This is a genomic window from Ewingella allii (assembly GCF_044430645.1).
In the GTDB taxonomy this organism is placed as follows: Bacteria; Pseudomonadota; Gammaproteobacteria; order Enterobacterales; family Enterobacteriaceae; genus Ewingella; species Ewingella allii.
The window spans coordinates 56,589-69,266 of the sequence record NZ_JAWUDN010000007.1; the positions used below are offsets into that span (position 1 = coordinate 56,589).

Here is a 12,678-nt window from a genome sequence, read left to right on the forward strand (position 1 = left end):
TACGTCTGGACATGAAAATAGCTCATGTTCAATGAAATTAAATCACTTTTCCTCATCCAACGACTCAGGCATAAATTGTCTTCAGAGATTTGCTGTAGATCACATAAGGGCGACTTAATGACAAAACTAGAACAGAAAATTAGGAAGTCCTGAGTAAAGAGCAATTAACCATATTTTATACCGGAAGTTAGGAACCAAATTACAATGAATAATAATTTCACATTTACGACGAAAAGTTTGCGCTTTGACGAGAATTACAATCCGTCTACTAGCACGCGCATTACAACTAACTTTGCTAATTTGGCTCGCGGTGAGAAACGCCAAGAGAACCTGCACAACGCCTTAGTGATGATCGATAATCGTTTTAACTCTCTGGCGAACTGGGATAACCCGAAGTCAGATCGCTATACCGTCGAACTGGACATCATTTCCGTTGAGTTGAAGATTGAAAGTGCAGGCACGTCCTTCCCGGTTATTGAAATTTTGAAAACCAATATCGTTGATAAAAAAACCAACGAGCGCATTGAAGGTATTGTCGGCAATAACTTCTCCTCTTATGTGCGTGATTACGACTTCAGCGTGTTGTTGTCCGAGCACAATAAGGGAAAGAACCAATTCACCATCCCAGAAAACTTTGGTGAATTGCATGGCAATATCTTCAAATGCTTCATTAATTCAGAAGCTTACAAGCAGAATTTCAACAAGACGCCGGTTATCTGCCTGAGCGTCTCGAGCAAGAATATCTATAACCGTACTGGTAATGTGCACCCGGTATTGGGCATTGAATATGAGCAAGATGATCAATCTTCTTTGACCGATCTCTATTTCGGCAGAATGGGTTTGCAGGCTCGTTACTTCATGCCTGCCGGTAGCGTCGCGCCTTTAGCCTTCTATTTCGCCGGTGATTTACTCAGCGATTACACCAATCTGGAACTGATTAGCACCATCAGCACCATGGAAACCTTCCAGAAGATTTATCGCCCAGAGATTTACAACGCGAACTCTCCGGCGGGTCGCTGCTATCAGCCAAGTTTGAACCAACAAGATTATTCATTAACTCGCATTGTTTATGATCGTGAAGAACGTAGCCAATTAGCCGTTGAGCAGGGGAAGTTTACTGAAGAAGAATTCATTAAGCCTCACCAAACTATTCTTGAGCAATGGTCTGCTAATTCCGTTCTTTGATTAACCAAAACACAGGGTCATCCATTATGAAAAAGTTATTACCGACTTCAACTGCTGGCAGCTTACCTAAACCTTCTTGGCTGGCACAGCCTGAGCAACTTTGGTCACCTTGGAAATTGCAGGATCAAGAACTCGTCGACGGCAAGCTGGATGCTTTGCGTCTGTGTCTGGAAGATCAACAGCAGGCCGGTATTGATATCGTCAGCGACGGCGAGCAAACGCGTCAGCACTTCGTCACCACCTTTATCGAGCACCTTAATGGCGTTGATTTTGAGAAACGCGAAATTGTCAAAATCCGTGACCGTTATGAAGCCAGCGTACCGACCGTGGTTGGTCCAGTGAGCCGCCAGAAGTCCGTATTTGTTGAAGACGCTAAGTTCTTGCGTAAGCAGACTGACCAGCCAATCAAGTGGGCGCTGCCGGGTCCTATGACCATGATCGACACCCTGTATGACAACCACTACAAAAGTCGCGAAAAACTGGCGTGGGAATTTGCAAAAATCCTCAATGAAGAAGCCAAAGAGTTGGAAGCCGCCGGTGTGGATATCATCCAGTTCGACGAGCCAGCCTTTAACGTGTTCTTCGATGAAGTAAATGATTGGGGTATTGCTACCCTAGAGCGCGCCATCGAGGGCCTGAAATGCGAAACCGCCGTGCACATCTGCTACGGCTACGGCATCAAAGCCAACACCGACTGGAAAAAGACGCTGGGCACCGAGTGGAGGCAGTACGAAGAGATCTTCCCGAAACTGCAAAAATCCAACATCGATATTATCTCTCTGGAATGCCACAACTCCCACGTTCCAATGGAGCTGATGGAGCTGATTCGCGGTAAGAAGGTGATGGTGGGGGCCATTGACGTGGCGAGCAGTACCGTTGAGACACCAGAGGAAGTCGCCGCGACCCTGCGCAAAGCGCTGCAATTCGTTGACGCCGACAAACTCTATCCATGCACCAACTGCGGCATGATCCCACTTCCTCGCGGCATCGCGCGCGGCAAGTTGGATGCACTGAGTGCAGGTGCAGAAATCGTGCGTAAAGAGCTGCTGGCTAAATAACTCCGCCAAACACTCTTACATGATGAAAACTCAGCCCGGAATGTGCAATCGAAGAGATTGCCTTCTGGGCTGAGTTGTTTTGAGTTCATCCAAATTTCTAACAGACCAAAAGAATCCCCATAAATTGCCGATAACATCTTCAGGCTTGGGTCCAAGCCGTGAGCAATTTTTGTTTTGAAAAGGAGAATAGAATGGATGTATCGCAGATTGCTTCAGTCGCGACCGGGCTGGATAACCTGGATCTCGGCAGTAAGGTGAACACTATCCTGCTAAAAAAAGCGCTGGATAACCAACAGACTACGGCCGCCAGCCTGCTTGATGCCATTCCGCCGTTGCCTGCTAACCCAGCAATCGGCCGCAATATTAATATCGCTGTCTGAGTCGTCAATGTCCAACGTAAGTTGAGCGGTGGCGGGATAATTTCCCCCATCGCTTCCCTCCATTGATAGCCGTTTTCCTTTTCAAAGCCTGCATGACCCCAACTGCTGGTGGGCAAGTTCATTGAACAAAAAAGCAAGATGCGGAGTGCTATTCTCGCCCGTTAAAAGATATTCTACCTTGCATCCCGAGTTCATCGCGCAGTTGTCATCATTACATCTTATAAAAAATATGTGGAAGCATATAAAGGGGCCTAAAACATGCGTATTGCAGATTATCTACGATTACTCCTACTTGCCGCAATTTGGGGAGCCAGTTTTATTTTCATGAGAATTGCCGCACCGCAGTTTGGCGCGATTAATACTGCATTTTTACGGGTGTTTTTCGGCTTTATTGGCCTTGGCGTGATTCTTTTAATGCTGAGGTCCTCATTCAATTTTGAGAATAAATTCAAATCATCATTATTTCTCGGGGTTATTAACTCAGGATTACCCTTCTTAATGTATTGTTTTGCCGCCCAGTGGTTACCCGCCGGTTATTCGGCAATATTCAATGCCACAACGCCACTCATGGGAGCCATTATAGGCTTTGCTTTTTTCAGTGAGAAATTGAGTGCCAGAAAGTGGGGTGGGGTGATATTAGGATTGTTAGGAATAATCGTCATCACCACTATTGGAGATATAAATTCAGCCAGCGGTATGTTGTATGGCATTCTGGCCTGCTTAGTGGCAACCAGCTGTTATGGCGTGGCGGGCTTCCTGACCCGTCGGTGGATATCCAACCGCGGCGGGCTTGATCCTAAAACGGTCGCCTTTGGTAGCCAAATGGGCGCGACACTGTTTCTTCTGCCTTTCTTTGCCTGGTCGATGGGCACTGGCCCGGCAGTCAACTGGGGGCAAATTGACGTGTGGGCCAGCGTTCTTGCCGTCGGCCTTGTCTGCACTGCCTTAGCCTATATTCTCTATTTCCGGCTAATTGCCGACATCGGCCCATTACGCTCACTGACAGTCACCTTCCTGATCCCACCCTTTGGCGTGCTCTGGGGATATCTTGCGCTGGGTGAGACCATCACTAAAGGTTTCATCATCGGCGCCATCATTGTCGGCATCGCCGTGTGGATGATAGTCAGCCCGGGGAAACAAGCAGTTTCAATAAAAAACGCGGCGGTGAAGTAACCAGGCCAGCCATCTTAGGTGGCTGCACAATTGAAACACCTTTTAATGAATAAGGTTTAGAAGGTGTTCAATATCCCTCTTTTATTACTAGTGTAATCCGTTATTTTTATAGTTATATATTCCATGTGGAGTTAAAGCCTTTTTTGGGAAAATATCGTCAAGGAAGCGACTTTTATTTGTTATTTTCTCGATAATGATTATTATCGGCAGCAAGCCAAAATGAATCGCTGTAATAATATCATAAACTATAAGGATAAATGGCTGACTCAGGATTGAGAATACTTATAGAAGACACTCTTTTACATCATTTTTACCCAGCCTTATTGATTCTTCGGTGGTGGGTAAGGCAGCAATTGATGAGCATATTTTAATAATCAGTACGGAATAAAATTAAAATGCTCAAACCTTTTAAAGTGCAGGGAATTATTAGGAACGTTATTTTACCGGGGATTGTCCTCAGTGCCACTTTGCAGGCTAACGCAGCGGAAACTGTTAAAGACAATAATCTATCAAACATCGGGGAAGCTCAGACAGCGCCTTCAGGCAAAAAGAAACCGATAGCTCGCAGAACTCAGGCGCCGTTGCAGAACAATGAAGACGTGATGACCATCACCGAGACGCTGCCGGATAAGAAACCGGGCTCGAAAACCTCGATTTCAGCGGCAGATATGCAGAAAAACGGCGGAAACGATTTCGGCACGATTATGCGCTATCAGCCGTTAATTTCTGCCACCGGCTCCAGCGGTGGCTCTGGAAATGGCAAAAGCGGCTTCGACCGCAGCGGCTATACCGGCTACAACATTCGCGGGCTGGAAAGCAACCGCGTCGGCATTGACGTCGATGGCATTCCGCAACCCAACGCCACCGGGCGCAGCTATGTCAGCCGCGCGGGTCTGGGTACCTTCGGCATCGGCCGCGACTATATTGACCCGTACATGTACGGCCAAGTCGATATTCAGTCTGGCGCAACCTCGGCCGAGCGCGCCAACACCTCCATCGGCGGCGAAGTCTCCTTCTTGCCAAAATCTGCCGATGACTACCTGCATCCCGGCAAAGAGACCTATTTTGGTTATCAGTCCGATTATGGCTCGGCCGATCGCTCGTGGCACAACGGCATCACCGCCGCCGCCGGGGACGACACATTACGCGGCCTGATAGCCATTAGCCGTCGCGACGGTCAGGAAACCAGCAATAACAGCGGCACTCGTGACGCCTATCCTGAGAACTGGCACTCTGACGCGGTCATGTCATCCGTCATCTGGCAGCCCACCGATGCGCACAAGTTCACCGGCACGCTCGATTACTACGAGAAGGTAAACCACACTCATTACGACGCGTGGGACGGTTCTGGTGACACCATTTTGGGCACCGCCCAGCAGCAAAGTAATACCCGCCGCTGGGGGATAAGCCTGAAGGATGAGTGGACGCCGTTCAACGATTACGTGGACGCCGTGGTGTCGAAAGTCTATTACCAGTACACCCAGGCGCACGATAATACCTACCTGCCTAACTCCAGCGATCAGATGATCAACGTCTATTCCAACTATGACGTTGACACCTACGGCGCTGAAACCAGCTGGCTGAAAACGGTAGGGCGCCACGAGCTGAGCGCCGGGCTGAATGGCCGGGTGTCCAATACCGAGCGCCCGTTCCGCCAAAGTCCGACGCAGGACATTTTCAACACCCTAATGCAGCCCGAGGCTGATAGCCGGACCTATATTCTGGGCGGCTTCGTGCAGGACACTATAAAGTTTGACCTCGACGGTCATAACTTTGGCATTGTCCCCGCAGTGCGCGTTGCTCATCAGAACACCGAAGCGCGAGACTTGTCGGACTTGGCCAACGGCGTGGTGTCAACCGGGCAGGTTTCCACTTTATACAGTAAGGCGAACTCGGACACTCAGGCTCTTCCCTCACTGGCCTTTACCTACGACATCACGCCTAAGCTGATGACTTACCTGCAATATCAGCGTGGAGCACAGTTCCCCGACGCCAGCCAATTGTACGGCTCCTGGAACCTTGGCTCTTCCTACGCCGGATCTGCCCAATATGCCTTGATTGGGAATACCAACCTAAAAACCGAGACCAGCAATAACTTTGAGTGGGGAATGAAGGGCGAGCTGAGTGAAGGGGTGACCTTTAAAACCTCGGCGTTCTACAACACTTACAAGAACTTCATCGCCAATACGCGCTACACCCGCAAAGCGAATCCGGGCATGTTTGCCGACGTGCCATCCAATATTTACACCATTTATCAGGCCGAAAACCGCGATGACGCCTTCATCTATGGCGCAGACCTAACCACGAAAATCAGCTACGGCTCGTGGTTTAGCGCGGTAAATGGACTGAGCACCAGCTTCGCGCTGGGTTACGCGCAGGGCGAATCCAAGTCCAGCTATGCCGGGGATAAATACGTCGATCTCGATAGCGTCCCACCAATGAAACTGGTAGCGGGCGTGGCGTGGGATGATCCATCAGGCATTTACGGTGCCGCGCTGATCGCGACGTTCGTCAAAGGTAAGAAAGCAGAGGCCACTAATCGCCAAAGTTATAGCAATAGCGGGGCACCAATCACTGACTCCACCACGGATTACATGAACGTGCCGGGCTTCGGCATGCTTGATGCCACGGCCTACTGGCAGGTCGCCAAAAACGTCAAACTTAGCGGCGGCGTGTATAACATCACCGACCGTGAATACTGGGATTACCTCAGCAGCCGCACTCTGACTGACACCAGCAATCAGGATGCCTACAACAAGGCGCTGGCCGTCATGCCGGGCCGCAATTTCCAGTTGGGCGTGAATGTTGATTTCTAGCGGTTGATGAGTCGCTAAAGGAGAAGTCATGGTGTTACTCGACTTGTTTGGGTAACACCTTTTATAAATCTGAGCCTCTAAGCACAATCTAAAATTAAAAAATAAGGCTGTTTAAAAAAGCCAAATGCTATTTTTAATTACTAAAGTCAGTGAGGTTAAAAAATAGCTTATCGCGGAAATAAATTGTAGGAAATTTAAAAATGCTGGCGTGATCGGCTTCGGATATTATGCGCGGATAACGATAAAATGCAGTTCTTGTGAGTTAGTCTCCACCTATGAAATGGTTCTCAAAAAGCGCAGTCCTGTTCTCGCTTAAAACCTGTTTTGCCGCATTTCTCGCACTATACATCGCACTGGCTCTTAATTTAGACAAACCTGCCTGGTCAGTTGCTTCGGTTTTTATTGCTTCTCAATTATATTCTGCTTCTACGCTCTCAAAATCCGTGTTCCGCATGCTCGGAACCCTGCTGGGAGGGCTATTTATTCTGCTGATTTACCCCATCACGGTCCAGAATCCGCTGCTGTTCAGCCTGTGTGTTTCTGCCTGGGTCGCCCTCTGTTTGTATCTCTCGCTGCACGACCGTACCCCGAAAAGCTATGTCTTTATGCTGGCCGGTTATAGTGCCGCGATTATGGGATTTCCTGACGTGACTTCCCCTCTGGCCATCACCTATACGGTGTTATCGCGCATTGAGGAAATTGGTGTTGCGATTGTCTGCAGCAGCCTGATTCACAGTCTGATTTTGCCGGTTTCGATGAGCAATATTCTGGAAAAAAGCATCACCAATTGGTACGACAGTGCCAAGAAGCTGTGTAACGCGCTGCTCACCGCGCCGACGCCGGAGAAGTCGCCGGATCACGAAAATATTCTGATCCAGATGGCCGGTTATCCCGCCAATGTCGAAGTTCTGATCACCCACTGCATCTTTGAAGGTAATGCGGCGAGAAAGCTAATTCGCCTGGTGACGGTGCAATATCAGCATCTGTCTTATCTGGTGCCCACGCTGACATCCATTGAGCTGCGCCTGACTATGTTGGCGAAGCGTCAGATTGCTTTCCCAGAAAACGTGCAAAACACTTTTCGTCACTTTTTACTCTGGCTAAATAACAGCGACGCCGTCGAAAACACCCATACCATTCAACAAAATATCGCCCAGACACAGGCTGAGTTGCAGCAGGCTCACCAAACTAAGGCGATAAACGTGGAAGAGAGTTTGCTACTGAACGGCTTACTCGACAGGCTAGGGGATTTTGTCAGAGTGGCCGATGCGCACTTTAGCGTGGGTAAGCGCGTCGATAACTTTGATGAAAGCAAGGCCAGACGCTCCACGGCCCACTGGCATATCGATAAAGGGATGCTGCTGCTCTCGTCATTTACCGCGTTTTTGGTGACTTTCCTCTGCTGCTTGTTCTGGATTGGCTCTGGCTGGAAGGACGGGGCAACCGCCCCGATGATGGCGGCAATACTCTGCTCTTTCTTCGCGGCGATGGACAACCCGGTAGCTCCGATGAAGGTATTTTTGACCGGCGTGGTGGTTGCCACGGCGATCAGCATCTTTTATGTCTCAACGCTCATCCCGCTCACCACCACCTTTGAAGCTCTGCTGATTTGCCTATTCCCCGGACTATTTGCGCTCGGCGTGCTCATCGCCAATCCTGTCACCAACTTACTCGGCTTAATTATTGCCACCCAAATTCCGGGCTTAATCAGTCTGAGCCATTACTATAAACCCGATCTGCTGGCGACGTTAAACGGCGCAGTTTCAAGTCTGGTCGGCGTGGTTATTGGCGTGGTGGTGACAGCAATTATTCGCAGTAAACGGCCCTCATGGACGGCGAAACGTGCATTGCTCAAGGGTATAAAAGAGCTGATTCACTTTCTGGCGGAGATCAAACTGCAACGCGCCTCTCCTCACTCACGCCAACAGTTTGTGGCGAGAATGCTCGATAAAGTGAATGTGATTTTGCCGAGAAAAAAGAGTGACGTAACGGATGAATTAGCCGCAGGCGGGGACTTGATCACCGAAGTGTGGCTTGGCGCGAACTATTACGATTTCCATATGAAGAATCAGGAATTATTGGCCGATCACATCAACGCCACTGACCGCATATTCTATGAATTAAAACATTACCTGAAAGCACGCCTAAAATCGTTCCAGGCTTCGCCGCACCCGAAATTGCTCCGCGAAATAGACCTCTTGCTGATAAAGCTTGAGACGCTCTCCAGCAAAGACGCCCACTACTACGCCCCCATGCTGTCACTGTTTAACATCCGGCTTGTGCTGTTCTCACGCTCGCACTGGCCGAGCTTGAATCGGGTTGAGACGGATATGTAGTTGCGCCTTTACGTGGAGTGACCAACCCTGCCAGCACCGTACTTGGCAGGGCTAATCATCCAGCGGATTGATCGGTGAAGTTAAAACATGGTCCTGCCACTTACCGGCAATTTTCAAATACGAGCCGGTATAGCCTTCGCGCTTAAAACCTTATCTTTGCAGCACTTGCTCACTCTTTTTATTGTGTGGAATTTCCCCCGCAGTCCACAGCGGCCGCGAGGTTTACACCGCCTTTTCACGTGGACCAAACTCGTCCCCGATTTCAGGCCAGGCAATAAGGGGCAGGCGATTCACCCCCGGCTTGGCAAACAGGCTGCCCTGAAAATGGCAAATCCCCGCCGCTTCAAGCCACATCCACTCCTCGACCTGCTCTACGCCGGTCGCCGTCAATGAGATCTCAAGTGACGAACAGAACTTAATGATCGACAGAATAATCGCCTGTTTCGGCCCGCTTTTATGCACGTCTTGAATCAGGCTGGGTTCAATCATCAGCTTGTCGGGCTGCATCTGGGTGAGCTGAAGCAAGCCCGCCGAGCCTGCGCCAAAGTTCTCGACCGCCAGCCGCATGCCGGACGCCTTGAGCTTTTTCACGGCCAGGTGGAACGCCTCTTCCGCCGTGATTGAGCCGTTTTCACTTAACGCGATAACCACCTGTTCCGGCACCAGCCCGCAGGCAGCTATTTCCTGCAGGAGAAACTCCACCGCGTTCGGCGCGTTGGACAGTGTCATCGGCAACAATGAGAGGGTCAGGCTTTTATCGCCAATACCAAATTCGCTGGCCATTGCGAAAGCGTGGCGCTTGGACTCTAGATCGGCACTGTAAATACTTTTATGTTCAGACCGCGCGTAATACCCCAGCGGCGAGCTGCCTTCCGGGTCGCAGAGTGTGGCGACAAAGGAAACAATCTGTTTTTTGAGTGGATCGACAACGGGCTGGAAGGCGTAACTGCACTCCGCAGAGGGGGATGCCTGAACCGGGTAGGACTGAGAGTGATCGACCACAAAGGACCAGGTGTCCGGCGAGGGAATATCAAGATAGTTTTCTTTCTCGCGCGCCTGCACAAAGGTGGAAAGAAACTGCAATGCGCGGTCATCGTAGGTTAAGCGATACTTCGACGTCCCTTTATCCAACACGGCCTGAAATACCACGTCCTCGCTATAGGTTCTGAGGTCGAAAAGCTCCATTCCCACCTTGCCGAACCGGCGCGAAGGCGCGTGGTCGCGCATCAGTTCCACCACGTTGTTATGGCGTTTATCCATGGCAATCTTAGCAAAGATACTGTCTACGGCGTCCTCTGGACCTTCCAGCAGCTGGAAAAAGTGGCTGTCGTCGTGCAACAGAATGCCGGTGACCGAGGATTGGCTATTGGTCATGCTGGCCTTAGCGACCATATTGTTCAAATCATCAAGCTGGGTGTTACTGCTGATTTGGCTGCGGTAGACGAGTGTCAGGAGCATGTAGGGGACCTTGGATTAGTAATTCAGGGTAAGACCCTATCAGAGAATGCAGGGGGAGAGCCAAGGATTAAGTAAAATTGACGGGTAAAAAATGAGATCTAATTGGGCAATTTAGCGGAAAGTTGATGAAGCGTCGTGAAGACGCTTCAGTCAAAAGAAAGTTACTTGTTATCGACAAGTCCCAATTCAATTAAGCTTTTAGCCGTGGCGATAATCGCCTGTTCAGGCGAGCGAGGCGCCCAGCCTAATAAACTTCTAGCCTTCGCGTTAGTCACATTCATATCTACACCCAGCAGTTTGACCATCCCCAGCATGACCGGGTTTTTATCGGCTGCGGCCCGCACCATGTCATCACTCAATGCCAGAGTCGATACCTTGCGAGACTCCTCGCCCAAGTTATCGCGCAACGTCTGCGCCACCTGCAATAGGGTCAGACTGTTGCCCGAGCTGGCAAGAAATCTTTCGCCATTGGCCGCCGGATGGGTCATCGCCAGCAAGTGCAAATCAGCTACATCCCGCACATCGACAAAGCAGGAGTTGATGTTTGGGCAGCCCGGCTCGCCTTCCAGCATATTCTTTATTATGCGAGTGGAGTGGGAGTGGTCGCCCCCCAACACCGGGCCTAGCACCGTAACCGGGTTAACAGAGGCAAGCTCAAGTTCGCCCTGAACGCTGGCGATAAAGTCCCACGCAGCACGCTCCGACAAGGTTTTTGATTTCTGATAAGGCCAGACATCGCCACTGATGTCACTCCAGTCGTTCTCGTCGAAGGGGCGCCGATAATCAGCAGGGTGGCCAACCCCGATGGCACCAAACGCCGAGGTTAGAACCACGCGTTTAACCCCCGCATTACGCGCTGCGCGCAGAACCCGCAGGTTGCCCTCAATCGCCGGATTGACCCAGTCGTCTTCCGTCAATTGCCCACCAGAGGGGGTAGGCGACGCGCCGTGCATGACATAAGTACAGCCTGCCGCCGCCTCGTCCCAACCCTCGTCAGACATCAAATCAGCGACCACAAAGGTCAGATTATCCTGCGCGTCAACGCCGCCCTGATGCAGATGCTGCCGAACTTCAGCCTCTCGCTCGAGAGAACGCACGGTAGTCCGAACCTGATAGCCACTGTTCAACAAGACAATAATGCAGTGTTGCGCGATAAAACCTGTACCGCCCGTCACCAATACTTTTTCTTTACTCATCACGTTAACCTCTTGGTGTTGTGTCGCATTAATCCTGTTGCGAAACAGCTTAGAGGAGGATAGGCGTACTTAAAATCCTTGATAGTCCGGATTAGTTGCTGGATAGTACGGGAATGAACAATGATCCGTTTTCTGACATCATCAAGCTCACGCAGGCCCAGTCTTTGGTTACTGGCGGTTTTACCGCGGGCGGTCATTGGGCGCTGCGTTTTCCTGCCCCGGAAAAAATCAAGTTTTTCGCCATCGTAAAAGGCAGTTGTTGGGTCATTTTGCAAGGGGAGCCAGCCCCCGTGCGGTTTTCTACGGGTGATGTGGGGCTGCTGAGCGCCAAGCGATCTTTCATCCTCGCCAGCCATCCGGATGTTGAGCCGGTCGACGCCATGAGCGTGTTTTCTGGTGCCGGTAAAGTCGATGTTGCCGTGGGGGAAGGAGATGATTTTGAGCATATTGGGGGGCATATACTGCTCAATCCCACCAGCGGCAAACTGCTAATGCATGTTCTTCCGCCGTGGATCCACATACCAGCAGCCTCAGACCAAGCCGCCTCTTTTCGCTGGCTGCTCGACCAATTGGTGCTGGAGCGCCGTAATGCTCGTGCTGGCTCACAGCTGGCCTCCGCGCACTTGGCGCAGTTACTGTTTATTCATATCCTGAGAGAATATCTGCAAACCAGCGATGTTCTATCTTCCGGGTGGTTGCGCATACTTGCTGATAAACGTCTGGTTCCGGCATTACAGCTGATACACGGCTATCCGGCACGTAAATGGCATCTGGAAGAGCTGGCGAAATCCTGCGCCATGTCACGCACCACCTTTGCGCAAAATTTCAAGCTTATTGCGGGCATGACCCCAATTGCCTATTTGACACAGTGGCGCGTGCGTCTTGCCGAACGGGCATTGTCCGAAGGAGAAGAACAGATTGCCGTGGTGGCCCACTCACTGGGTTATGCTTCGGTGAGTGCTTTCAATACCATCTTTAAACGAGAGACCGGTCTGTCCCCCAAAGCTTGGAGACTGGCTGTGCGGTCTTCGCCTGCCGTTTGAAAATCTAATCAATTAATTCGCATACCTTTCATC

The 12,678-nt window shown here is 50.5% G+C and carries 9 protein-coding genes; 7 read left to right on the forward strand and 2 right to left on the reverse strand.

Annotated elements, in window-relative coordinates:
• Positions 1–204: 204 nt before the first annotated feature.
• The 6 genes from SBO83_RS15455 to SBO83_RS15480 all read left to right on the forward strand — a co-directional run bounded on the left by SBO83_RS15455 (position 205) and on the right by SBO83_RS15480 (position 8,948).
• Positions 205–1,185: a DUF1852 domain-containing protein gene (locus SBO83_RS15455; RefSeq protein WP_396132133.1), complete on the forward strand. Its 981-nt coding sequence runs from the start codon at positions 205–207 to the stop codon at positions 1,183–1,185.
• Positions 1,186–1,211: 26 nt separating this feature from the next.
• Positions 1,212–2,243, forward strand: coding sequence for a methionine synthase (locus SBO83_RS15460; protein WP_353504142.1), 1,032 nt, complete (start codon positions 1,212–1,214; stop codon positions 2,241–2,243).
• Positions 2,244–2,434: 191 nt separating this feature from the next.
• Positions 2,435–2,623: a YjfB family protein gene (locus SBO83_RS15465; RefSeq protein WP_034795659.1), complete on the forward strand. Its 189-nt coding sequence runs from the start codon at positions 2,435–2,437 to the stop codon at positions 2,621–2,623.
• A gap of 258 nt (positions 2,624–2,881) precedes the next feature.
• A complete protein-coding gene (locus SBO83_RS15470; protein WP_396132134.1) occupies positions 2,882–3,796 on the forward strand; it encodes an EamA family transporter in 915 nt (304 codons plus the stop codon).
• 395 nt (positions 3,797–4,191) lie between these two features.
• A complete protein-coding gene (locus SBO83_RS15475; RefSeq protein ID WP_396132135.1) occupies positions 4,192–6,612 on the forward strand; it encodes a TonB-dependent receptor domain-containing protein in 2,421 nt (806 codons plus the stop codon).
• A gap of 275 nt (positions 6,613–6,887) precedes the next feature.
• Positions 6,888–8,948, forward strand: a complete 2,061-nt coding sequence (locus SBO83_RS15480) for an FUSC family protein (protein WP_396132136.1) — start codon at positions 6,888–6,890, stop codon at positions 8,946–8,948.
• A 222-nt stretch (positions 8,949–9,170) separates the two neighbouring features.
• Here SBO83_RS15480 and SBO83_RS15485 read toward each other — a convergent pair whose 3' ends face one another.
• Together SBO83_RS15485 and SBO83_RS15490 are read right to left on the reverse strand one after the other, a co-directional pair.
• A complete protein-coding gene (locus SBO83_RS15485) occupies positions 9,171–10,406 on the reverse strand; it encodes an EAL domain-containing protein (RefSeq protein ID WP_396132137.1) in 1,236 nt (411 codons plus the stop codon).
• A 161-nt stretch (positions 10,407–10,567) separates the two neighbouring features.
• Positions 10,568–11,602: an NAD-dependent epimerase/dehydratase family protein gene (locus tag SBO83_RS15490; RefSeq protein WP_396132138.1), complete on the reverse strand. Its 1,035-nt coding sequence runs from the start codon at positions 11,600–11,602 to the stop codon at positions 10,568–10,570.
• 113 nt (positions 11,603–11,715) lie between these two features.
• Between SBO83_RS15490 and SBO83_RS15495 the strand changes: the two genes are divergently transcribed.
• Positions 11,716–12,645: a cupin domain-containing protein gene (locus SBO83_RS15495; protein ID WP_396132139.1), complete on the forward strand. Its 930-nt coding sequence runs from the start codon at positions 11,716–11,718 to the stop codon at positions 12,643–12,645.
• Positions 12,646–12,678: the final 33 nt, after the last annotated feature.